Below are 23,610 nucleotides of genomic sequence, written 5' to 3'. Positions count from 1 at the left end.
GCGCCCAACGCCCCACCTTTATGGAGCAGATACTCCTTTCCGATTCGCCGCCGCTACGACTCACCATCAGTTGCACGCCCAGCCCGCTGAGCGTGGCCCTGTTGCAGCAGACCATCTATGGCACGCACGGCCCGCAGTACAGCCACACCGGTCAGGCCGAAAAAGTAACGCACATTACAGGGGCTTATTTCTTCGACTTATGGGCGGGCGAGGAGCTCGTAGGTACTTACTGCCTGTCGGAGCGCCTAGTGCAAACGCCAGCCGGGCAGGTAGCCGGCTACTACGGCCGCTACCTAGCCGTAGCCGCCGCCCACCGGAGCCACGGCTACGGCCACCGGCTCAAGCAAGAAGCTGTGCACTACATCGAGCGTACCCGGCCCGCGCCCCAGGTGTTTTACTCTTACATCGAAGAAGCCAATGCCCGCTCGTTGCGCATCTCGGCTCAGGCGGGCTTTCAGCCAGTAGCCCGGCTAGAGGCGCTAGCCTTTGGCCGGCTGTACCCGCGCCGAGACGCCCGCTTTGGGCAGCTAAAAGTGTCCGAGTTGCCAGTAATGCGCGCCACGCTGGCGGCAGCCTACGCTGGCTATTCCCTAGTCCAGTTCGACCACCTATACGACCAGCAGCACTACTTCGTGCTGCGCGAAAACGGCAAAATCATTACCGGCGTGCAGGCCAATCCGGTGCGGTGGCGCATCGTGGCTATGCCCGGCTTCGGCGGGCAGTTGCTCTTGCGTGTGCTGCCCCGCGTGCCAGTGCTCAAGCGGCTCATCAACCCCGCCAATTATGAATTTGCTGCCCTCGAAGCCCTGTATGTACAGCCTGGCCGCGAGCCCGAGCTGCTGCGCCTGTTAGAAAGTGTGCTGGCCTACTTCGGCTTCACCTCGGCGCTGGTGCTGCTCGATGTTGCCTCACCTTTGCACCACTATCTCAAAGGCAGCGGCAAGCTCGGGCTGCTACAGCGTCTAAAGCAGCCCACCTACACGCAGGTGCTAGTTAAAACCAATGGCTTAGCGCCAGAACAAGTAAAACAAAACTCGGCGCAGCCGCTCTACACGTCGGCTTTCGACTACACCTAGGGTATAGGTTGAACCTTGCAGGCGCAGCTACTCCCTCACCACTACCTGAAACGTGCTGCGCGTGCGCTGCTCTAGCAGTACTGTGCGCTCGGCCACAAGCTGGGTTACGCTGGCGGCCGTGTAATTTTTGACAGTAAAGAGTGTCAGGCCTTCATTGTATTGCACTCGAAACTGAGCACCTAGAGCCGCTACGGCCTGTGCCAGCCGCGTAGGCTCGCCATCGAGGCACACGGAGAAGCTGAGGGCTGAATTCTGCATTAGGTTGATTTTCAGGCGGGCTTGAGCCAGTGCTCCAAAAATCACTTCCAGGTTCTCTTCCGAAATAAACGCGAAGTCCTTGCTTTCTAGCGACACTAGGCACTGCCCCGTTTTGCGGATAAAAGCGGGTGCCAGCGGTGGGTGCTGGCAATCGTGGATGAGCGTTCCCTCGGCCGCGGGGTCCAGAAACGACTTCACCCGCAGCGGAATCTTGCGGTCGGCCAGCGGCTTCAGCGTCTTGGGGTGGATGACGCTGGCCCCATAATAGGCCATCTCTATAGTCTCCTGGTAGCTGATTTCGGGGTAGCGCACCGTGTCCGGGAAGATTTTGGGGTCAGCGTTGAGCAGGCCCGGTACATCTTTCCAGATGGTTACACTCTCGGCTCGTAGGCAGTAGGCAAAAATGGCGGCTGAGTAGTCGGAGCCCTCACGTCCTAGGGTGGTGGTGCGGCTCTTGGTGGTGCCCCCCACAAAGCCTTGGGTTACAACTATGCCTCCCTCGCGCAGTAGGGGCGGCAGGGCAGTGCGCAGGTTGTTTTCAGTCACAGTCCAGTTCACCCGGCCTTCGCGCCAGCTAGTATCGGTGCGCAGCAGTGGGCGGCAATCCTGCCACCGCGTCGGGCGCAGGTCATTTAGTACTAGCGCAATGAGTTGGGACGCAAGCAACTCGCCAAAGCTCACCACTTGGTCGTACTGCTCGTCGTAGCCAGCCGTACCGCCTACTCCCGCCAACTGCTCGCTCAGTGCCTCAAAGGCCTCGTGCAGCATCTCCTGCACGTCGGTCTGGGTAGTCGGCTTCAGGTGGGCTGTCAGGGCGTGAGCTGCTTCCTGGTGGTAGGCTTCTAGCCGCACTAGCGGCGCGGTATAGTCGCGGCCAGCGTAGGCTAGGGCCATTAATTCTTCCAGCGCGTTCGTTGTTTTACCCATGGCCGACACCACAATGAGCAGCGGCCGTCCCGCGGCGGTGGTTTCGACGATGTGGCGCAGATTGAGAATGGCGGACGCGTCCTTCACCGAGGCGCCGCCAAATTTGTAGACCTGTAGGCCCGTTAGTTCAGTTGCCATAGGCCCCAAAACTAGGCAGTAGGGCGCAGGTAGGTCGCTTACCTAAAAAAAGGTAGCTTTGCGAAGGCTCTCCTTCCTTACGCTTATATGGACCACAACAAACTCGCCTTGCCCGTCGGCACCACTCTCGACCGCTTCATTATGCGCAAGCAGGAAGACTTCCCCTATGCCACTGGGGAGCTGTCGCAGTTGCTGCGCGACATTGCCCTGGCGGCCAAAATCGTGAACCGCGAAATCAACCGCTCGGGCCTCATTGACATCGCCGGGGCCTACGGCAACCGCAACGTGCAAGGCGAGGACCAACAAAAGCTCGACGTGATTGCCAACATCCGCTTTATCCGGGCGCTGCGCAATGGGGGCGAGGTCTGCACCATCATCTCTGAGGAAGATGAGGATATGATTCAAACCGGCAACGACCAGGGTAAGTACGTGGTGGCCATCGACCCACTCGATGGTTCCAGCAACATTGATGTCAACGTCAGCATTGGCACTATTTTCAGCATCTACCGCCGCGTGTCGCCCACTGGCCGCCCCGGCACCTCGGCCGACTGCCTGCAGCCCGGCACTCACCAAGTAGCGGCCGGCTACGTCATTTACGGCTCCAGCACCATGCTCGTGTACACCACTGGCAACGGCGTCAATGGCTTTACCTACGAGCCGAGCCTAGGCGAATTTTTTCTGTCGCACCCCGATATCCAAACGCCTAAAACTGGCGCCATCTATTCCATCAACGAGGGCGCATCCGATACGTTCTCGCCCGGCGTGGTGGCTTTCGTGAAGCACTGCAAGGACGCGAGCTTTTCGGCCCGCTATATCGGCTCGCTCGTGGCCGACTTCCACCGCAATCTGCTCAAGGGTGGTATTTATATCTATCCCGCCACCGGCAAGGCGCCCAAGGGCAAGCTACGCCTCATGTATGAGTGCAACCCACTGGCTTTCATTGTAGAGCAAGCCGGTGGGCGTAGCTCCGACGGTTATCAGCGCACACTCAGCATCGAGCCCAAAGACTGCCACGCCCGTTGCCCCATTTTCATCGGCAGCCAAGACCTAGTAGAGCAGGCCGAGGCCTTTATGGCACAAGAGACGGCACCCGTAGCCGCCACCCTCGCAAGCACCTAGGTCCCCTGAAGCGCCCCATTTTAACCAAAAGGCCAATACGAAAAGAGGCGGCGCCCCAACTGGGCGCCGCCTCTTTTTATAGCAGAACTGCTAACCTAGGGCTTAAGCCTCTTCTGTCGTTTCAGCGGCGGGTGCTTCGCTCTCGGTAGTAGCTTCCTCATATGGGCGGTGCTGGCTCACGATGCTGTACCAGGTCACCAGCTTTTTAATGTCGGAGAGGTACACGCGCTCGCGGTCGTACTCGGGCAGTACTTCGGCCAGAAAGCTTGTTAGCTCGGCTTCCGACGACTTGTTGCTTACGGGCAAGTTGGTGCCGTACTTCTGGTAGATGTTCTCAAAAACCTGCGTCAGCGGCACCGTATCATCCGAGTCCTGGCTGTAGATACCGATTTCGCTCAGCAGCGATACTTTGTTGCTGGCTGGCGCCAGCGAGCGGGCCGCTTTGGCATCGAGGCTTTCTACCAACACACCGTGGCGGGCGGGCTTCAGGAGGCGGTACAAACCACTCTGGCCGCTGATGGCCGCCAGTTCTTTCAAATCGTAAGGCATTTTCTTAGTATTTAATGATTAATGGATAGTGGGTAACGTTTATTCCGTATTCAATAAACGCTACCTGCTACTCATTAAAAAACTAGTTTTCTAGCGCGTTCGAGCCGGTTACTCCTAGCTTGAAGTCGATAGGTAGGCTAGTCAGGATGGGGTATTCAGGTTTCTTAAACTTGAGCAAACGTACTACACGTAGCGCTTCCTCGCCGGTGCCACCGCCTACTTGCTTCACCAGCTTAATGCCCTGCATGGTGCCATCGGGGTTGAGGGTAAAGCTCACAATGCAACGGCCCTGCATGCGGTTGCGCTTGGCCATCAGGGGGTATTTCAGTTCTTTGGCAATGAAGGCATACATGGCCTCTTGGCCCCCTTCATAGTAGGCTGCCACCGGAATGCTAGCGCCTACGTGGTTGAGGCCCGTGCCTTGCTCGGTTTGCGAGGGGGCTTGGGCAGGGGAGGTCGTATTAGGTGCGGGCTTGGTAGCCTGGGCGTGGACAGAGCTAGCGGCCAGGGCCAACCCTAGCACCGAAAGCATAATTTTTTTCATGGAAAATAAGAAATACGAGAAAATAGATTGGTCGCTGAGCAATTGAGGGGCCAAATTACTGCGCATCGGCGGCTCCGGCGGCCACCTGCCGGTTTACTTCCTCAATAAAGCCGAGTAATTCTTCTCGCCCGACGCCAGTTTCGGAAGAAGTGAGGAAGTGCCGGGGCAGTTCGTCCCACGTTTCGCCCATCTTAGCCAGGTAAGTTGTTACTAGCTCATTAGTGCGTGTGGCCGATTGCTTATCAGTCTTAGTAAACACCATGACAAACGGAACGCCGTCCTCGCCTAGCTTTTCCATAAACTCCAGGTCTACGGCCTGCGGTGGGTGGCGCGAGTCGAGCAGTACGCACACGCAAGTCAGGTTTTCGCGGCGGGTTAGGTAGGCATTTATCATTTTGCCCCAGTCAGCACGCGAGCTTTTGCTCACGCGGGCGTAGCCGTAGCCGGGCAAGTCGACGAGGTACCACTCGTCATTTATCATGAAGTGGTTGATGACCTGAGTCTTGCCGGGGGTGCTCGATATTTTGGCTAGTCCATTGCGGCCAGTGAGCATGTTGAGCAGCGAGGATTTGCCCACGTTGGAGCGACCAATGAAGGCATATTCGGGGCGGTCGGGGGTAGGGCAGGCCGCCAGCTGGGTGTTACTGCTCACAAAATGAGCGTCGCGAATGAGCATAGCGTGTAGGTTAGTAGTGCTAGGTAAAGAGGAGCTAACAGCCCCTAGGTAGTACAAAGATGCCGTACTAAAGCTTGGCAGCACGCCCCGGCTAGCGGTGCCGGACAAGCATTTAGCGGAAAAGAGGCCTTTTTTAAGCTTTTTTCGCAGCTTCCCTATATTTGCCGGGTTACCTTTTGCTTGAATAGATATAGTAACGGGTCGAGAAGCGAACAGTTTGAAAGCCTAGGTAGTGCAATAGGGCTCAGCAGCCACGAGCAGGTGCCTATATTTGTGCCAATTGTTTCGGTCGTTCAGCATCAAATTAGAAGTAGTAATACCAACCCTGACGCTAAAAATTAGTATAAGACGCCGAACTGCTAATGGGATACGTCCTGGCTTATTCCGTCTCTATGCACTTCTTTAATTACCAAAAACACCTCTTTTCAATGGACAACCTATCCAGAAAGCTGCTGCACGCCTCGTGCGCGCTGGCCCTGACGGCGGCCGCGAGCAGCCCCGCCCTGGCGCAGAGCACGCGCAAGGACCTTAAGACTGGCAACAAGCTTTTCGACCTGGAAAACTACCGTGCCTCCATCCCTTACTATGAGCGGGTGCTGGCTAAAGACCCTAACAACGCGCAGGCGCTGTTCCGGGCCGGTGTAGCGTACCTGTCCTTCGATAAGGAAAAAGCGAGCGACTATATCTATAAGGCGCAGAAGCTGAAGCCAAAGGTGTCGCGTGACATCGAGTATTGGCTAGGTCAGGTTGACCACCTCAACTATAATTTCGACGAGGCCATTACGCACTACCAAGCGTATAATGCCACGCTGAAGAAAAAGAATGACACGCGCCGTGAAGAAGTAGCGCAGCTCATTCAGCACAGCAAGAACGCGAAAGTGCTCTTCAACCAGCCCAAGGACATCTTCGTGAAGAACCTGGGCCCCACGGTAAACACGCAGTATTCGGAGCACAGCCCCGTAATCTCGGCCGACGACAAGACTCTGATTTTTACCTCGCGCGGTGAGCAGGTAACTGGCTCGGACGTAAAGAAAAAGGGCATCGCTGCCGACGGTGAGTACTACGAAGACATCTTCGAAACCCACCGCGTAGACGCCGACAACTGGGAGAAGCCTCGTTCGCTGTCGGGCGTGCTCAATGGCAAAGGCCACGACGCTTCTATTCAGCTGTTCGACAACGACAGCAAACTGCTCATGTACCGCAGCGACCAAGATGGTGACATCTTCGTGTCGGAAAAGACGGGTGGTGACTGGACGGCTCCTAAGAAGCTGAACGACAACATCAACTCGAAATACTACGAAGGCGACGCCTACATTACGCCCGATGGACAGACGCTGTACTTCTCGACGGGTAAATACTCGGAAGATGGCTCGCTGGACCTCTACTACAGCACCCGCTCAAACGGCGGCGATTGGGGCCCGGCTAAGTCCCTAGGTGGTGTTATCAACACCAAGTACGACGAAGACAGCCCGTACCTAAGCCGCGATGGCAAGACGTTGTATTTCAGCTCGCGTGGCCACAACACGATGGGCAACTACGACATCTTCAAGTCGCAGTGGGACAGCATCGGTCGCAAGTGGGGCCGCCCCGAGAACTTGGGCTACCCCGTAAACACGCCGGATGCTGACTCGTACTACCGCCTCGCTCCTGATGGCTCGTATGCTTACCTCAGCTCGTACCGCATTGGTGGCTACGGTGAGAAGGATATCTACACCATCAACTACATCAAGAACGTCACCATCAAAGGTCAGGTGTTCTCGAAGCGCGATAGCCTGCAATCTATCCCTGGGGTAGAGCTGGTCTTCAGCGGTAAGACTGCCTCTAACGAGGCTATCAGCTTCCGTGATATCACGAAGCAGCCTAACGGCGACTACAGCGTGAACTTGCTGTCGGGCCGTACCTACCAGGTAGCAGTGAATAAGGACGGCAAGAACATCGAGACGCAAGAATTTGCAGTGCCGATTTCGACGACCGATTCGACTTCGATTGTTAAGAACTTCTACGTCAACTATATCGACACGACGGCTAACAGCCAGTTCAAGAAGATTTACTTTGACACCGACAAGTACACGTTGCGTGCTGAGTCTATCAAGACCCTCAACAACACGGCAGCTATCTTGAAGGCTAACACTGGCCTGAACATCTCGATTGAAGGCCACTGCGACTCGCGTAACACGGATGAGTACAACATGGTACTCGGCCAAAACCGTGCTGATGCTGCCCGCAACTACCTCGTGAAGCAAGGTGTGGCTGGTGCCCGCCTGACCACGGTTAGCTACGGTGAGCGTCGTCCGGCCGCTCCGAACGATACGCCCGAGAACATGCAGCTCAACCGTCGCGATGAATTCCGCGTGGTGCTGAAAGAAGGCGAGTCGATGCCTGTTATTCAGGAGCCTGCTCCGACTACTACCATCATCGCTGTACCGGTAAAACCCGCCCGTCCTCAGCCTGGCAAGAGCAAAGTGAAGCTCGCCGACGGCACTAAGGTGAAAACCAAAGTGGACGACGACAGCGACAAGGTGAAGGTGAAGACCAAAGGCACTAACGGCGAAAAATCGAAGACCAAAGCCAAAGACGGCGAACTCGATTCGAAAGCCAAAGACGCTTCGGGCGAAAAAGCTAAAGTGAAAGCAAAGCCTGAATAGGTTAGCCCACCTTTAGCCATAAAAAAGGAACGGCCGGACGAACAGTCCGGCCGTTTTTTTGTCCTGCTTATACCGTACTGCTTCCGTTTGCGTAGGTGTGCCGACCTAGACTGCTTCGAAAGCTTCGGACAGCGTATCACAATTTTGTGCGGCCGTATGCCGTTCTTTGCATTCCGAAAATTATGGCCGTAGTACCCTACAAAGAAGACGCCGCCGACAAGAAAACGCAGGTGGCGCGGATGTTTGACAGCATCGCCGGGAAGTATGACTTCCTGAATCATTTCCTGAGCGTAGGCACCGATATCTATTGGCGCCGCAAGGCTGTGGATGAGCTTAAAGCGCTGCGCCCGGCTCGCATCTTGGATATTGCCACTGGCACAGCCGACTTCGCCATCGAAACGCTGCGTGCCGCCGCGCCCGAAGCACAGGTAACCGGTGTCGATATTTCGGCTGGCATGCTGGAGGTAGGTCGCCAGAAACTGGCAGCCAAGAACCTAAGCCACCGCATCCGGCTAGAGCAGGCCGATTCAGAAAACCTGCCCTTTGAGGACAATACCTTCGACGCTGTAACGGCTTCGTTTGGCGTGCGCAATTTTGCGCACCTAGAGCGCGGCCTGGCCGAAATGCGCCGCGTGCTGCGGCCGGGTGGCCAACTGGTGATACTGGAGTTCAGCAAGCCCACTGCGTTTCCGCTCAAGCAAGCCTATAATTTTTATTTTAGTCGGGTGCTGCCTGTATTTGGGAAAGTGATTTCCAAAGACCAGTCAGCTTATACCTACCTGCCCGAATCGGTGCAGGCATTCCCCGATGGTGCCGACTTCGTGGCTATTCTGCGCCGCATCGGCTTTACTTCTCCCGCATGGCAACCCCTTACGTTCGGCATAAGCTCCATTTACACGGCTCGCAAATAGGACGCCGCCACCGCTGGAGCCTGTTGGCTGTGCTAGGTCTATTGCTAGTAGCTGGCCCGGCGCTGGCTCAGCGCAAGCGCAGCGATGCCATCGACCGTAGCCGCAAGGGACGGATTAAAGGCATTACTGTCGAAAACCTCTCTAATTACAATCAGCGGTTTTTTCGGCCAGGTATCTATATCGCGCCCTCATTCTCGCGCTTTTTTATTGAGCAGTCCGATGCTTACGTACAAGCCTTGCAGCAGGGCCGTGGCATAGCTGCTAATTCGATAATAAGCCCAGGCCTGGCCGTTGGCTTTATTGGCGATATTCGCCTAGGTAACGTTAACACGCCCTTTCACTTGCGTTTTGCCCCCGGCCTACGGTTTGAAACCCGCAGCGTCGAGTTTACGGGGCGCGGAGTGGGCATGCCCGATACTATTCGCACGCAGGAGGTCGCTACCACTCAATTGGAGCTACCACTCTTGCTCAAATACCAGTCGAACCGCCGGCGCAACACGCGGGTGTATATGATTGCGGGCGTCAAGCCTAGTATTGCTGTAACGCAGCGCCAAAACAATTTGGCTATCAACCAGCTGACTATTAACCGTAACGACGTGCTGCTGGAGTATGGCGTTGGGCTAGACTTGTTCTATCCTTATTTCAAATTTGGTCCAGAGCTGCGTTTCTCGCACGGGCTCCGCAACCTCCTGGACCCGCGCAACAACACCTACAGCAACAGCTTACAAAGCTTGCGCACAAACACCGTAACGCTGTATTTAAATATCGAGTAAGCTCGGCTGGCTGGTATCAATTCGCCTTGGCCGCCGTATGACGGCTACTCAGCACAGTTGCGGAACAGCGACAGGCTGGTTGAAGAATTGTTGACTCTTAATTGATACTGGTAAATGGAAAAGACGGCATTCGTGACGGGCGCTTCTTCGGGAATTGGGCGAGCTACAGCGGTAGCACTCGCCGCAGCTGGCTTTCGGCTCGTGGTGGCCGGGCGGCGGCGCGAGCGGCTAGAAGAGCTAGCTCAGGCAGTAGCGCCCACCCACGTGCATATTCTGACGTTTGATGTGCGCGACCGGGCAGCGGTAGAAGCGGCCGTGGCTGAATTGCCTACTGAGTTTAAGCACATCGATGTGCTTATCAATAATGCTGGCAACGCGCATGGCCTAGCGCCCATTCAGGAAGGCGACGTAGCCGATTGGGATGCTATGTTGGACGGTAACGTGAAAGGCTTGCTCTACGTGAGCCGGGCTGTGCTGCCACACATGGGCGAAGGTGGCTTTATAGTCAACCTAGGCTCCATTGCGGGCCACGAAGCCTATGCCAATGGCAACGTGTACTGCGCCTCAAAGGCGGCCGTGTCTATGCTTACCCGTACCATGCGTATCGACCTGCTGCCCAAGGGTATTCGGGTAGCAGAAGTAGCGCCGGGTATGGTAGAAACTGAGTTTTCGGAGGTTCGCTTTAAGGGCGATGCCGAGAAAGCAGCTAACGTCTACAAGGGTGTGCAGCCGTTACGCGCCGAGGATGTAGCCGACCTTATCCAGTTCATGGTAACGCGCCCACCGCACGTGCAACTGGCCGAAGTTATTATTTTCCCGGCGGCGCAGGCGGCCGCTGCCACCGTTCGCCGACAGTCGTAAGCAGCCCCTAGCCTAGGTAAGGTTTAGACTTCTTTATTAGCAGAGACGCCAGCCGTTGGGTCTACTGCCTGAATAGCTTATTCAGGCAGCAGACCCAACGGCTGGCGTCTCTTATTTTTCCCAGTGCCGCCAAGCCCTGAATTGATATGCTGGCTAAGCGAAGGCTGCGTGCAACTGTCGCAGCAGCGGCGGGTAAAGCGTGTGGTTGCCCTCGAAGCTGCGCACAGTTACTTGCGCGCCGTAGGCCCCTAAGACCTGGGCTTGCGCCCGTAGTTTGTCGGGGCCAACGTAGCCATCCTGTTCTCCGCTGACCAGCACTACAGGTAGGGCTTGCAGTAGCTGCTGGGCTGCCGATGCTTCGATATCAGCCGGAAAGTCACCAGCCCATAGCACCAATTGATGAGGCCGCCACTGCCCGGCTTTGGCCGCCAGCCAGCGGCTCACGGTGGCAGTGCCTTGCGAAAAGCCCAGCACGGTCACGCGCACGTCGGGTGGGCAGGCACGCAGCAGGTGGTCGAGTAAGGCGTCGAAGTAGGCGGTTTGGTCAGCTATCTCGGTGAGCCGGTCGGCAGTAGTCATCCAAGAGGCGCCTACGCGCCCGTTGGTGCCGTTGAGGTAAAAGCGCGACAGTGCTTCTGGCGCGACAATGACTGTGCCCGTTGGGTCGAGGACCTGCACCGACTTGAAGTGGCGGCTAAAATACTCAACCAACTGCCCGTAGCCGTGCGCTACCAGCCAGAGCTGGCGCGTAGCGGCCGAGAACTTGCCTAGCTGCTCGTAGCGAGCCGTGCGCGTTACAGAGAAGTGATGCTCCATCAATAAGCTACCCGCGGCTCCCGAAGATGGCACTGCCTACGCGCACCAGCGTGCTGCCCTCGGCTACGGCCAGCGGGTAGTCGGCGCTCATGCCCATCGAAATTTCACGAAAAGCCTCGCTAGCAGCAAAGTATCGTTCTTTTAGATAGTCGAAATGCTGCTTGAGCTGCTGGAACTCGCCGCGTACTACCGCCTCATCCGGCGAGTTGGTGGCAATACCCATCACGCCAGTCAGGCGCACGTGGCGCATGTTCTGGTATTCGGGCGCTTGCAGAATAGCTTCGGCTTCGGGTAAGCTTAGGCCCGTTTTGGTTTCTTCCTGAGCAATGTGAAATTGCAGCAAGCCATTAATAACGCGCTGGTGGCGAGCGGCGTGCTTATCGAGCTCCAGTAATAGTCGCAGGCTATCCACACTTTGCACCGTGTGCACGAAGGCGGCCAGGTACTTCACCTTGTTGGTTTGCAGCTGCCCAATCTGGTGCCACTCCACATCGGCCGGCAGCTCGGGTTGCTTGGCGGCCATTTCTTGTACCCGGTTCTCACCAAATAGACGGGCGCCCGCTGCGTAAGCCTCGCGCAAGCGCTCAACGGGGTGTGTCTTTGTTACCACCACCAAGCGGGCCGCGGTGCCGTGAAGCGTTTGTTCTATGGCTGCGATATTCTCAGCAATCGACATACGAATGATTAATAGTTTTCACTAATTTACAGGTGTTTAGCTAGTGGATAGAGCGTATGAGGCGCTAGTAAAGACTACTCGCCACTATTTTAGTCTTCGAGCACATTACTCATAAACGTGCTTTTGAGCCCTAGCCAGAGCAGCCACAATACAAGCCCCCAGCCTAGGTAGGGGCGATAGAAATCTTCTACGCTACGATAGCGCTGGGTGCGAATGTCTGATTTTTCGAGCTTATTGATAGCACCGAAAACCTGGCGTAAGGCCGCGTTATCGGTAGCCCGAAAAAATTGCCCATCGGCTGCCTGCGCCAACTGGCGCATGGTTGTTTCGTCGAGGCGAGTCTGCACATAGCGGGGCTTGCCGCTGACCGAATCGCGGCCGTAGGGCACAAAGCCGTCTTCACCCAGCCCGATGGTGTAAAGCCGGATGCCATAGGCGTGGGCGAGCTGTGCCGCTAGCAGTGGGTCGAGGCTACCAGCCGTGTTCTCGCCATCTGAAAGCAGCAAGCACACTTTAGAATGCGCCGTGGACTCGCGCAGGCGGTTGATAGCTACGCCGAGCGCCGTGCCAATGGCGGTGCCGTCGTCGGCGATAAGGCCGGGGCGCAGCCCGCCTAGGTTGTCGAGAAGTAGGTCATAGTCGGTGGTCAATGGCACCGCTGAATAGGCCTGCCCCGCAAATGCAATAAGCCCGAGCCGGTCGCCGGCCCGCTGCTGCACAAAGCTGCGCGCCAAGCGCTTAGCAGCTTCGAGGCGCGTAGGCTTCAGGTCTTCTAACTCCATACTCGCCGACACATCGATGGCTACCATGATATCAATGCCGCGGCCGGTTTGAGTGAGGTGCTCGCTTGGGTGCTGAGGCCGAGCAGCGGCTATCACGAGCAGCCCTAGGCTCAGGCTGAGCACGATATCGGGCACGAAACGCAGCAAGGCCCGCCAATCGCGCCGGATGCCGCCCGGCCCAAAAGCTACTACCACCTGCCGCCGGCGCCGCGCCAGCAGGCCACGCAGCAGCGGCAGCAAAGGCACCAACCCGAGTAGCAACAACACGCGCGGGTGCTGCCACTCGTAGCTAGCCAAGGTGGCGTAAGAAAACAGATTCATGCAAGAAAACTACCAGAAAGCGCAAATTACGGCACGCACGGGCCGCTAGCGGGGCACTCAGTCAAAGCGCCCTAGCTCACTACGGGCAAATGTCCACTCGGGCGTTTCGACAAGCGGCTTCTCGGGCCCCGGCACCGCAAACCAGGCACCTAGAGCTGGCCGGGCAGTGTTGCGCAGAATGTGGATGTTTTGGGCTGGCATGTAGCTCTGGGCCAGCAGCAAGTAGCGCTGGCCACTTTGCGGATGCTCGGCTACGTCGGCCACCAGCACCGCGTGGCCGGGCCGCCCGCCATGAATAAGCACATCGCCAGGACGCACTTCCTCCAACGGAATACGCCGCAGCTCGCGGCTGAGCGACAGCGTGCCCGCATACCCAAATACTGGCTGCAAATAGCGACCTAGGGCGGCGTGCGTAGGTGCCTCAGTGGCCTTGGTGGCTGGTAGCACCTGCTCGCCCTGCACCCGAAAGGTGCGGCCAGCTACGTAGTCCGAAAACCAAGCATCGTAGCCGGTGGTCAGGTGGAAATGAATTTTATTGAAGTTCTGACTAAATAAATACTCCGCTCGCAGCCGGATGACGGCGTCGGCGCATTGCTGCAAGTCTTTGGTACCAGGGTCTATATCGATAACCGCCGCCACTACGGCCTGATTGTCTTTAAGCTGCCCCGTGTAAAGACGTGCTGGCGTACCGGCTGGGCGTAGGGGTAAGCCGCGCAGCCACGCACCCCACGAGCCCGCCGCTGCCGCCACGCGCCGGCAACCTGCGGGTGGCGGAAAGCGCGCGGCTACCTGCTGCTGTGCCGCCGGAATAGTAGTTAGCCAGGGATAAGCTGGGCTCGCCGGTGTTGGGCTAGCCAAAGCGCTCGGTAGCATTCCCAAGGCCGTGAGTACTAAGCCAAGTGAGTAGGAGTGAGTCATATGCTGAAGAAAGCCTGCAAACGAAACCTAGGACCACTAAAGTATAAAAAAAGCCCCGCAGTAGGCGGGGCTTTTTTTATGCATGCTGAACACAATTACTTTTTAGCAACCGCTTTTTTTGCCGCCGGTGCTTTGGCAGTTGTGGCCTTTTTAGCCGGTGCCTTCTTTTTAGCAGCAGTTTCTTTCGGTGCTTTAGCAGCTTTCTTGGCTGGGGCGTCGGCTTCCTTTTCGGGCTTTTCAGCGGCAGCCTTCTTGCCAAAGCGGCCCCCCTTGGCGGGCTTGTCAGGAGTGGCCGCGGCTAGCTCTAAGCAGCGCTCGAGGGTCAGCTCGGTAGGCTCTTCGCCCTTCGGAATCTTCACATTCTTCTTGCCCGCCACGATGTAGGGACCGAAGCGGCCGTTAAGCACTTGGATGTCGGGGTTTTCGGGGAAATCCTTAATGAGCTTCTCTGCATCAGCCTTGCGCTTGGCTTCTATGAGAGCTACCCCTTCTTCGCCCGTAATAGTGTGCGGGTCTTGCTCCTTGGTCAAGGAGTAAAACTTGCTATCGTGGCGAATATAGGGGCCAAAGCGACCTAGGGCGGCCGTCATGTCCTTGCCCTCAAACTCACCTATCACGCGAGGCAGCTTAAACAAATCCAGCGCTTCTTCGAGCGTAATGGTTTCGATAAACATGCCTTTGCGCAGGTTGGCGTAGGCAGGCTTGGTTTCGCCTTCGGTGTCACCTAGGGCTACGTAGGGGCCGTATTTGCCGAGGCGAGCAGTTATTTTTTCACCGGTTTCGGGGTGCAGGCCAATCTCGCGGGTGCTGCCTAGGGTGCTGCGCTCGATGTCCTGGCCGCGCTCTACGCTCTTGTGGAAAGGCTCGTAGAAGCCTGCCAGCATGTGGCCCCAGTCTTCGTGGCCGTTGGCAATCTGGTCAAATTCGTCCTCTACCTTGGCCGTGAACTGGAAGTCCACAATAGCCGGGAAGTGTTCAACCAAGAAGTCATTGACAACTAGCGCAGTATCGGTTGGGAAAAGCTTGGCTTTGTCGGCGCCGTAGGTTTCGGTGCGCTGCTCCGTTTTTACCTCGTCACCAACTAGCGCAAGCGCGTAAATCTTGCGCTCTTTGCCCTCGCGCGAATCCTTCTCCACGTAGCCGCGCTTTTGCACGATACTAATAGTAGGGGCGTATGTGCTGGGTCGGCCGATGCCCATTTCTTCCAGCTTCTTCACAAGCGAAGCCTCGGTGTAGCGGGCGGGCGGTGTCGAGAAGCGTTCGGTCGCCGTCAGAGTTTGCAGGGGCAGGTTTTGCCCCACGCTCAGGGGCGGCAAGCCGCGCGAGAATGAGCTTTCGCCGTCAGCGGGCTGGTCTTCGTCGTCCTTGCTTTCGGCGTAGGCTTTCAGAAAGCCTTCAAACGTAATGACTTCACCCGTAGCCGAAAACGTGGTGCCCGGCTGCGTGCTGATGCCGATAACGGCCGTTGTGCGCTCAATCTGCGCATCGGCCATTTGCGAACCCATCGCCCGCTTGCGGATGAGGTCATAGAGGCGCTGCTCCGAAGCATCAGCGCCCGCTTTCACTTGCTTAAAATCGGTAGGTCGAATGGCTTCGTGGGCCTCCTGGGCCGAAGCCGATTTGGTTTTGAACTGCCGCTCGTGCACGTACTCCGCACCGTAGGCAGCCTCGATGGCCTCGCGGGCGCCCTTGCGGGCCTCCTCCGACAGGTTCACCGAGTCGGTACGCATATAGCTGATGCGGCCGGCTTCGTACAGCTTCTGGGCCACCGTCATGGTCTGGGCCACCGAAAAGCCTAGCTTGCGCGAAGCTTCCTGCTGCAAAGTAGAGGTCGTGAATGGAGCAGCAGGGCTGCGCTTACCAGGTTTTTTATCGAGGCTATTAATACTGTAAGTAGCCCCAATGCAGCGCGTCAGAAAATCTTCAGCTTCTTGGCGAGTTTTATAGCGAGTCGGTAATTCGGCTTCTAGGGTGGTGCCCTGGCCGGCGTCGAAACGGGCCACCACGCGGTAGGCGCTGGCCGATTTATGCTGGTTGATTTCGCGCTCGCGGTCTACTACCAGGCGTACGGCCACGCTCTGCACGCGGCCCGCTGATAGGCCCGCTTTTACCTTGCGCCACAGCACCGGGCTCAGCTCGAAGCCCACCAAGCGGTCGAGCACGCGGCGGGCCTGCTGGGCATTTACTAGGTCGAGGTTAATCTCGCGTGGATGCTGAATAGCATTGAGAATCGCAGGCTTGGTAATCTCGCGAAACACAATGCGCTTCGTCTTGTCAGCCTTGAGGTTAAGGGTCTCAGATAAGTGCCACGAAATAGCTTCGCCCTCGCGGTCATCGTCACTTGCCAGCCATACGGTTTCGGCTTCTTTGGCCAGCTTCTTTAGCTGCGAAATCAGCTCGCGCTTGTCGGCATCCACCACATAAGTTGGCTTGAAACCATTGGCAATATCGACGGCGTTGTTGTCCTTAGGCAGGTCGCGGACGTGCCCGTAGCTGGAGCGCACCACAAAATCAGCCCCGAGGTAGCCCTCAATGGTCTTGGCTTTGGCGGGCGACTCGACGATAACTAAATTCTTGACCATGCAGGCGGGAAAAAGACGGGTAGCGAGTTTGTTCTCGGTGCGAAGAACGTTGCGCCCGGCCGAAAAGTTGAAAACGGGGGCAAAGATGCACGCCTCGCCGCGCTCGATTTGAAAACCCGCCCTAGGCGGCGCGCCTTGGCAAGCCGCGCCGTTGTTATACTTTTGCCTAACCCCACCAGCCGGGCCGCCTAGGTCTAGCTTTCCCGTTGTCCTTATTATATGGCTACTGCCAAAAGAAACTCTGAGTTACCCGAAGTCGATGGTGCGGCCGAGGTAACTACTGCGCCTACCGCGCCCAGCCCTGGGCGTGGCGACAGCACGCGCAAGCGTGGCACCCGCCGGGCCAACCCCAACTCGACCCAGGATACCGACTACGTCAACGAGCAACTCAACCGCGTGCTTTTCGCCCTCGACGCCTTCAAAAAAGGCGATGTATCGGTGCGGCTGACGAAGCAAAACGACGATATCTTCTCCGAAATCGCCGAGGCCTACAACTCGATGGTGGAGATGATAGGCGGGGTAGGAGGCGAAGTATCGCGCATTTCCAAAGTGGCCGGCGTAGAGGGTAACCTCAAGGCGCGGGCCTCGGCCGACGGAGCAGCGGGCTTTTGGCGCGATATGCTCAACAATATCAACGGTTTGGTGGACAGCATTGCGGTACCGGTGTTGGAGGTGGGAAAAGTGCTGAAAAACATCAGCCGGGGCAACCTCGACGAAAGCTTCCAAATTCCGGTGTCGGGCGACTTTAAGCTGATGGCCGAAACCATCAACCGCACCATCGACAACCTGAACGTTTTTGCTGGCGAGGTAAGCCGCGTGGCGCAGGAAGTGGGTACTGAAGGCCGCCTAGGTGGCCAGGCAGTAGTGCCCAACGTGGGGGGCGTGTGGAAGGAGTTGACGGACAACGTAAACACGATGGCCTCAAACCTGACAAGTCAGGTACGTGACATTGCCAACGTGGCCACGGCCGTAGCTCGCGGCGACCTTAGCCAGAAAGTAACGGTAGAACTGAAGGGTGAACTGCTTCAACTCAAGCAGAACCTCAACCAGATGGTGGACTCGCTGAACCTCTTCGCGGGTGAGGTGACGCGGGTAGCTCTCGACGTGGGCACTGAAGGAAAGCTCGGCGGCCAAGCCAACGTGCCGGGCGTATCGGGCACTTGGAAAGACTTGACCGACAACGTGAACAATATGGCGGCCAACCTGACAAGTCAGGTGCGCGATATTGCCAACGTGGCTACCGCCGTAGCCCGCGGTGACCTCTCGCAAAAGATGACGGTGAACGTGAAGGGCGAGATTCTGGAGCTGAAGAACATCCTCAACCAGATGGTAGACTCGCTGAACGTGTTCGGCGACGAAGTAACCCGCGTGGCTCGCGAGGTAGGCACCGAAGGCAAACTTGGTGGCCAAGCTGTAGTACCTAGGGTCGGTGGTACTTGGAAAGAGCTGACGGACAACGTAAACACGATGGCCGCTAACCTGACGAGTCAGGTGCGTGACATTGCCAACGTGGCTACGGCCGTAGCGCGTGGTGACCTTAGCCAGAAAATGACAGTGGATGTGCAGGGCGAAATCCTCGACCTGAAAAACATCCTCAACCAGATGGTGGACTCGCTAAACATCTTCGCTGGTGAGGTAACGCGTGTGGCCCGCGAAGTGGGTACTGAGGGTATCCTAGGTGGCCAGGCCAACGTGCCTCGCGTATCGGGTACCTGGAAAGAGCTGACGGACAACGTGAACACAATGGCCTCGAACCTGACAAGTCAGGTGCGTGACATTGCCAATGTGGCCACGGCCGTAGCCCGCGGTGACCTCTCGCAGAAAATCACGGTGAACGTGCGCGGCGAGCTGTTGCAGCTCAAAGAGAACCTCAACCAGATGGTGGACTCGCTGAACGTGTTCGGCGACGAGGTAACGCGCGTGGCCCGCGAAGTAGGCACCGAAGGTAAACTGGGCGGACAGGCCAACGTGCCGGGTGTGAAAGGCACCTGGAAAGACTTGACGGACAATGTAAATACGATGGCCGCTTCGCTCACTAGCCAAGTGCGCGACATTGCCAACGTGACTACGGCCGTAGCCCGCGGCGACCTCTCGCAGAAGGTATCGGTAGACGTGCGCGGCGAACTGCTCGACCTCAAGGACAACATCAACCAGATGGTTGACTCCCTGAATATCTTCGCCGGCGAGGTAACTCGCGTGGCCGTGGAAGTGGGCACCGAAGGCCAACTCGGCGGCCAAGCCGAAGTGCCCAACGTGAGCGGCGTGTGGAAAGACTTGACCGACAACGTAAACACGATGGCTACCAACCTCACCACGCAGGTGCGGGGCATTGTGAAAATCGTGACGGCGGTAAGCCAAGGCGACTTGACCCAAAAGCTGACCCTAGAGGCTGCGGGCGAGGTAGCCGACCTAGCCCAGACCATCAACCTGATGGTGGACGACCTCAACCGCCTGGCCTCGGAAGTAAGCCGTGTGGCCCGTGTGGCCGGCGCCGAGGGCAAACTGACCGAGCGTGCTACGGTGGGTGGCGTGTCGGGTTCGTGGAAAGAACTGGTAGACACGCTGAATGCGCTCATCGAGAGCATTGGCCTGCCGGTACTGGAAGTGAGCCGTGTGGTGCAGGCGATGTCGGAAGGCGACCTAACGCAGCTCGTGGAGATTCAGACGACGGGTGACATTCTCTCAATGTCGAATTCGCTGAACTTGGCCGTAGAAAACCTCAATACCCTGCTCGGCGAAATCAACGATTCGGCGCAGGTAGTGGGTACTTCTTCGGAGGAAATGGTGGACAAAGGCCAGGAAATGAGCCGGGTGACGGTTGACGTGGCCTTGGCCATGCAGCAGATGGCCGAGGGCGCCCAAAATCAAGCCCTCAAGACCGACCAGGCCTTCAAGCTGATTGAGGAAATCATGACGGCCACCCGCGAAACGGCTAACAAAGCCGACGTGGTAAACAAATCGGCTATCATGGGTGAGCAAAGCTCGCAGCAGGGCCTGAAAACGGTAGCCGAGGTGGTGAAGAACATGGAGGAAATCTCCGGTGCTGCTACTCAGACTTCCCGCACCATCGAAGTACTCAGCACGCGCTCACAGGAAATCAGCAAGTCGCTGGGCGTGATTACGGACATTGCCTCGCAAACCAACTTGCTGGCCCTCAACGCCGCCATCGAAGCGGCTCGCGCTGGCGAGGCTGGTCGTGGCTTTGCTGTAGTAGCCGAGGAAATCCGCAAGCTGGCCGAAGGCTCGCGTAAATCAGCCAGTGAAATTGCAACGCTCGTTGAGGACGTTCGCAAGGACACGACTAGCGCTGCCGCGGCTATCAGCGCCATGGAAAGCCGGGTACTCAAGGGCAAAAATGCTACCTTCGAAGCCAGCACAGCCTTTAAGAATATTGCGACTAGTAGCGGCGAAACGCTGCGCACTTCGCGCGATATTCTCACGGCTACGGCCCAGCAGCAAACGTCGATTGGCGACGTAGTGAAGTACGTGGAAGAAGTAGTAGCTATTGCCGAGCAAACGGCTACTGGTACCCAGCAGGTGGCCGGTACGGCCCGCCAACTTTCGACCTCGATGCAAGAGTTGGTAAGCTCTTCGCAGCGCCTCTCCGACATTGCCGACGACCTGCAAGGCGGCCTCGAAACCTTCCAGCTCGTGGAATACTACGAGCCCGAACCCGAGCCAGAGCCCGAACCCCTGCCGCGCCGCTTAGTGCGCCGCCCAGTGGCAGCTGCTCCAGCCCCGGTGGCTGCCCCATCGGCCCCTGCTGCTAGCAGCCGCACACAGCCAGCGCGCGCCGCCTTGAGCCACAGCACGAGTGAAGCCAGCGCCAATGGCCGCACCAACGGCCAAACGGCTGCAGCTGCACGGCCCATGCGCAAGCCTACAGCTACTGCCGCGGCTGCACCAGCCCCTGAGCTCGCAGTAGTTACCGCGCCACCACGCCGCCGCGCCAAGGCGGCAGCGACGCCCGCGCCTGAAGAGCCCGCGCCCGCTGCTACTCCAACAAAGCCAACACGTTCGCGCACTGCTGCTAAAGCTCGCTCGAAAGATTAATGTAACGCTACCTATGTGCTCGCCCTACAGTGGCGAGTGCCTAGGTCTAACCCAGGAAGTACATAACTAACTATGGCTGATTCTTCTGCGGCACCCGGTTCGCGGCGCGCGGCTCCAGTAGCGCCGGAAGCCGTTGTCCAACTCATCGTTTTTCGACTGGGTGACGAGGACTATGGCATCCGCATCGAGCAGGTGAAGGAAGTGACGGTAACGCCCGAAGTGGTAAAAATGCCGAAAACACCGCCTTTTATCAAGGGTATTGCCAACTTGCGCGGCGATATTATTGCCATCGTAGACCTAGAGGAACGGTTTCAACTGCGACCAGCTGGCCGGCCGGTGCCCGATTTTTCGTACACCTTGGCTGTAGAGGCTGCCGACTACACCCTAGGGCTGATGGTGCGCGAGGTGCCGCGCCCTGTCACCATGCCGGTGAGCCTTATCGAGCCAGCTCCAGAATTTGTGCAAGACAGTGGCCAGCGCGATAAGTACCTCGAAGGCATTGCAAAGCTACCCGATAGCGAAGGGGTTATTATTGTTTTAGACATGGCTAAGCTGCTAACTCCTAGTGAGATAATGCGCCTGCCTGGGCGGTCTGAACCACCCGCCACCAAGGCCGATGAGGCCCCGAATGCACCCACCCCGCCCGAAAAGCCGTAGAGAGCCCGCGTGGCCTTGTGCTGCTAGCCTCCCACCGCTTTCCTCTTTATCCCAAGTACAGCTTCATGAATAAGCGCATTCTCATCGTCGACGACTCGTTCTATATGCGGACGATGCTCAAAAATATGCTCACCGACGCCGGCTACGACGTGGTGGGCGAAGCTGCCAACGGCCAGCAAGCGCTGGAAATGGCCGTGGCCACCACGCCCGACCTCATCACGCTCGACGTGATTCTGCCCGACAACACGGGCCTCGACGTGCTCAAAGGCATTCGCCAGCAGCAGCCCGATGCCAAAGTAGTAATGTGCTCGGCCGTTGGCCAAGAAACTATTGTGAACGAGGCCATTGAAAATGGAGCGCTCGCTTATATCGTGAAGCCCTTTTCCGAAGAGCGCGTGCTCGAAATAGTGGGCGGCGCGCTGCAGGGCGACGGCCCCCGCGCCTAGGTTCCTCGCTTTTCTCTTGCTGTGCTACCAGCCTAGCGGCTGGTTTCCATCCATCTTTTCTGCATTGCGTTGCTGCTGATGTTTACTGCTAGTTTGCTATTGGGCCTTTACCGGCCAGCCGGGGTACTCCTGGCTGGTAGGTGGGGCGCGGCTGGGCTAGCCGGAAGCCCGCCGCGAGCTAGCCAGCGCGGACCACTACTTAAACGGCTATGAAATCACGCGACCAGGAATACCGGGAGCTGTTCATGGCCGAGGCGTTGGAATATTACGACGCCATGTCGCGCCACCTGAGCGAGCTCGAGCGCAACCCGCAGGATACGGAGGCGCTCAATGAGCTATTCCGGCTGATGCACAACCTCAAGGCCAATGCCCGCGCCATGGGCTTTGTGGACATGGGGGAAGTGGCCCACAAGATGGAAACCCTCTTTGGACAGATTCGAGGGCAGGAGCGTACGTTTACGGGCTCACTAGTTCCGCTTACGTTCGGGGCAGTAGACACCCTAGGCAACATGATTCGGGCCGTGGGGGCCGGCCAAGAATCGGCCGATGCGCACACGCTACTCGACAACTTGGAGCGGCTTATTCAGGGGGAAGAACCCATACAGGCGGCCACGGAGCAAACCACTGAAGAGGCCGATGCCGATGCTGGCCGCAAGCTAGAGCTGTCGGACCTGGTATATATCCCGGTCAAAAAGCTCGACAACCTACTTAATCTAGTAGGGGAGCTAGTTATCGACCGCGACCGTATTCTGACCCTGGCTGCCGAAATTGGCAATGCCGCCTTGCAAACCACGGCCCAGCACTTGTTCCGCATTTCCGACGATTTGCAGTACTCCGTAATGGATGTGCGGCTAGTTGGTGCAGGAGTTTTGCTCAATAAGTTTCCTAGGGTGGTGCGCGACGTGGCTGCTGCCGAAAACAAGCAGGTAGAGCTCACTCTGGCTGGGCAGGACGTGCAGATTGACCGCAACGTGCTGCAGCTTATTACGGATGCGCTGTTGCACATTGTGCGCAACGGCGTCAGCCACGGCCTCGAAGATGCCGCTACCCGCGTGGCGGCTGGCAAACCCCCGGTGGGCCAGTTGCGCATTTCGGCCCTCACCGAGCGTGATGATGTTCTGATTCAGGTGCAGGATGATGGCCGCGGTATCAACACAGAGGCAGTGCGCCAAAAAGCCATTCGCAAGGGTGTGGTGACGGCTGATGCCGCTGCCTTGCTCGACGAGGAAGGCGTATGGATGCTGCTGTTCGAAGCTGGCTTTTCGATGGCCGAGAAGATTACCGACATCTCGGGCCGCGGCGTGGGCCTCGACGTGGTAAAGCTGGCCATCGACTCCCTAGGTGGCCGCCTGCGTGTAAACTCAGAGCTAGGCAAAGGTACCACGTTTACCTTAGTGCTGCCCACGTCTATTGCCGTGAAGGGCGCTTTGCTGGTCGAACTCGATGCGCGCGCCTATGCCGTGCCGCTGCTTCACACCGACACAGTACTGGCGCTGCACGCCGACGAAATATTTGCCGTGGGCGGTCTGCTGATGACCCGCGTGCAAGAAGAAAATGTGCCCCTCGTGCCCCTGCGCCAGCTGCTATATGTAGAAGGCGACGAGCCCTTGCCCCGCGCTACCCGCGCCGACCTGCCCCCCGACGATACGCTGCACCAAGTGCTGGTGGTGAGCTACAACAATCGCCGCCTAGGGTTGATAGTAGACCGCTTTCTGCGCCAGCAGAGCATTGTGGTCAAACCCCTAAGTAAGCCGCTGGATACAATAGACTTATTTGGGGGCGTTACGCTGCTGGGTAGTGGGCAGCTATGCCTAGTGCTCGACGTGCCTGCTCTCACCCGCTTGTTCTTAACTAAACGGCCCTGACTTCAGCCGCTTTTCAC

At 57.6% G+C, this 23,610-nt stretch carries 19 protein-coding genes; 10 read left to right on the top strand and 9 right to left on the bottom strand.

Annotated elements, in window-relative coordinates:
* The first annotated feature begins 20 nt into the window (after nucleotides 1-20).
* Complete coding sequence (locus FNT36_RS02605) at nucleotides 21-1,076, top strand: GNAT family N-acetyltransferase (protein ID WP_144843953.1); 1,056 nt, start codon at nucleotides 21-23, stop codon at nucleotides 1,074-1,076.
* Between the two features lie 27 nt (nucleotides 1,077-1,103).
* Here the strand turns inward: FNT36_RS02605 and FNT36_RS02600 are convergent, their stop codons facing one another.
* Nucleotides 1,104-2,399, bottom strand: a complete 1,296-nt coding sequence (locus tag FNT36_RS02600; RefSeq protein ID WP_144843948.1) for an aspartate kinase — start codon at nucleotides 2,397-2,399, stop codon at nucleotides 1,104-1,106.
* Nucleotides 2,400-2,486: 87 nt separating this feature from the next.
* Between FNT36_RS02600 and fbp the strand changes: the two genes are divergently transcribed.
* On the top strand, nucleotides 2,487-3,518 hold the full coding sequence (gene fbp, locus FNT36_RS02595) for a class 1 fructose-bisphosphatase (RefSeq protein WP_144843945.1): 1,032 nt from the start codon (nucleotides 2,487-2,489) through the stop codon (nucleotides 3,516-3,518).
* Nucleotides 3,519-3,620: 102 nt separating this feature from the next.
* Here fbp and FNT36_RS02590 read toward each other — a convergent pair whose 3' ends face one another.
* The 3 genes from FNT36_RS02590 to yihA all read right to left on the bottom strand — a co-directional run bounded on the left by FNT36_RS02590 (nucleotide 3,621) and on the right by yihA (nucleotide 5,287).
* Nucleotides 3,621-4,067, bottom strand: coding sequence for a DUF5606 family protein (locus FNT36_RS02590; protein WP_144843942.1), 447 nt, complete (start codon nucleotides 4,065-4,067; stop codon nucleotides 3,621-3,623).
* 82 nt (nucleotides 4,068-4,149) lie between these two features.
* Nucleotides 4,150-4,611 (bottom strand): energy transducer TonB, encoded by a 462-nt coding sequence (locus FNT36_RS02585; RefSeq protein WP_233635618.1) that lies wholly within the window; start codon nucleotides 4,609-4,611, stop codon nucleotides 4,150-4,152.
* Nucleotides 4,612-4,666: 55 nt separating this feature from the next.
* Nucleotides 4,667-5,287 carry a ribosome biogenesis GTP-binding protein YihA/YsxC gene (gene yihA / locus FNT36_RS02580; RefSeq protein ID WP_144843939.1) on the bottom strand — a complete coding sequence of 207 codons (621 nt, stop codon included), beginning with the start codon at nucleotides 5,285-5,287 and terminating at the stop codon, nucleotides 4,667-4,669.
* 428 nt (nucleotides 5,288-5,715) lie between these two features.
* Here yihA and FNT36_RS02575 point away from each other — a divergent pair, with 428 nt between their 5' ends.
* The 4 genes from FNT36_RS02575 (at nucleotide 5,716) to FNT36_RS02560 (ending at nucleotide 10,477) form a co-directional block, all read left to right on the top strand.
* Complete coding sequence (locus FNT36_RS02575) at nucleotides 5,716-7,932, top strand: OmpA family protein (RefSeq protein ID WP_144843935.1); 2,217 nt, start codon at nucleotides 5,716-5,718, stop codon at nucleotides 7,930-7,932.
* Between the two features lie 182 nt (nucleotides 7,933-8,114).
* Entirely contained in the window at nucleotides 8,115-8,843 is a 729-nt protein-coding gene (ubiE, locus tag FNT36_RS02570) for a bifunctional demethylmenaquinone methyltransferase/2-methoxy-6-polyprenyl-1,4-benzoquinol methylase UbiE (RefSeq protein WP_144843932.1), read from the top strand.
* The gene (gene porT, locus FNT36_RS02565; RefSeq protein WP_144843929.1) at nucleotides 8,792-9,616 is read left to right on the top strand and encodes a type IX secretion/gliding motility protein PorT/SprT; all 825 of its coding nucleotides are present in this window, start codon (nucleotides 8,792-8,794) and stop codon (nucleotides 9,614-9,616) included. The genes ubiE and porT overlap by 52 nt, the downstream gene beginning before the upstream one ends.
* Before the next feature lie 114 nt (nucleotides 9,617-9,730).
* Complete coding sequence (locus tag FNT36_RS02560; RefSeq protein ID WP_144843924.1) at nucleotides 9,731-10,477, top strand: SDR family NAD(P)-dependent oxidoreductase; 747 nt, start codon at nucleotides 9,731-9,733, stop codon at nucleotides 10,475-10,477.
* A gap of 153 nt (nucleotides 10,478-10,630) precedes the next feature.
* Here the strand turns inward: FNT36_RS02560 and FNT36_RS02555 are convergent, their stop codons facing one another.
* From FNT36_RS02555 to topA, 5 genes are all read right to left on the bottom strand, one after another.
* The gene (locus FNT36_RS02555) at nucleotides 10,631-11,293 is read right to left on the bottom strand and encodes an alpha/beta hydrolase (RefSeq protein WP_144843921.1); all 663 of its coding nucleotides are present in this window, start codon (nucleotides 11,291-11,293) and stop codon (nucleotides 10,631-10,633) included.
* A gap of 7 nt (nucleotides 11,294-11,300) precedes the next feature.
* Nucleotides 11,301-11,969, bottom strand: coding sequence for a YggS family pyridoxal phosphate-dependent enzyme (locus FNT36_RS02550; protein WP_144843918.1), 669 nt, complete (start codon nucleotides 11,967-11,969; stop codon nucleotides 11,301-11,303).
* Between the two features lie 89 nt (nucleotides 11,970-12,058).
* Nucleotides 12,059-13,072 carry a VWA domain-containing protein gene (locus tag FNT36_RS02545; RefSeq protein WP_144843915.1) on the bottom strand — a complete coding sequence of 338 codons (1,014 nt, stop codon included), beginning with the start codon at nucleotides 13,070-13,072 and terminating at the stop codon, nucleotides 12,059-12,061.
* A 57-nt stretch (nucleotides 13,073-13,129) separates the two neighbouring features.
* Nucleotides 13,130-13,990, bottom strand: a complete 861-nt coding sequence (locus tag FNT36_RS02540) for a DUF4846 domain-containing protein (RefSeq protein WP_144843912.1) — start codon at nucleotides 13,988-13,990, stop codon at nucleotides 13,130-13,132.
* 95 nt (nucleotides 13,991-14,085) lie between these two features.
* Nucleotides 14,086-16,572, bottom strand: coding sequence for a type I DNA topoisomerase (topA, locus tag FNT36_RS02535; RefSeq protein ID WP_144843909.1), 2,487 nt, complete (start codon nucleotides 16,570-16,572; stop codon nucleotides 14,086-14,088).
* Between the two features lie 219 nt (nucleotides 16,573-16,791).
* Between topA and FNT36_RS02530 the strand changes: the two genes are divergently transcribed.
* From FNT36_RS02530 to FNT36_RS02515, 4 genes are all read left to right on the top strand, one after another.
* Nucleotides 16,792-20,625: a methyl-accepting chemotaxis protein gene (locus tag FNT36_RS02530; RefSeq protein ID WP_144843906.1), complete on the top strand. Its 3,834-nt coding sequence runs from the start codon at nucleotides 16,792-16,794 to the stop codon at nucleotides 20,623-20,625.
* 72 nt (nucleotides 20,626-20,697) lie between these two features.
* On the top strand, nucleotides 20,698-21,282 hold the full coding sequence (locus FNT36_RS02525; RefSeq protein WP_144843903.1) for a chemotaxis protein CheW: 585 nt from the start codon (nucleotides 20,698-20,700) through the stop codon (nucleotides 21,280-21,282).
* A 65-nt stretch (nucleotides 21,283-21,347) separates the two neighbouring features.
* Nucleotides 21,348-21,728 carry a response regulator gene (locus FNT36_RS02520; RefSeq protein ID WP_144843900.1) on the top strand — a complete coding sequence of 127 codons (381 nt, stop codon included), beginning with the start codon at nucleotides 21,348-21,350 and terminating at the stop codon, nucleotides 21,726-21,728.
* Between the two features lie 209 nt (nucleotides 21,729-21,937).
* Nucleotides 21,938-23,593, top strand: a complete 1,656-nt coding sequence (locus tag FNT36_RS02515; RefSeq protein ID WP_144843897.1) for a chemotaxis protein CheA — start codon at nucleotides 21,938-21,940, stop codon at nucleotides 23,591-23,593.
* The last annotated feature ends 17 nt before the right edge of the window (nucleotides 23,594-23,610 follow it).

It is taken from the genome of Hymenobacter setariae, assembly GCF_007713685.1.
In the GTDB taxonomy this organism is placed as follows: Bacteria; Bacteroidota; Bacteroidia; order Cytophagales; family Hymenobacteraceae; genus Hymenobacter; species Hymenobacter setariae.
This window is presented reverse-complemented; position numbering and strand designations above follow the sequence as displayed.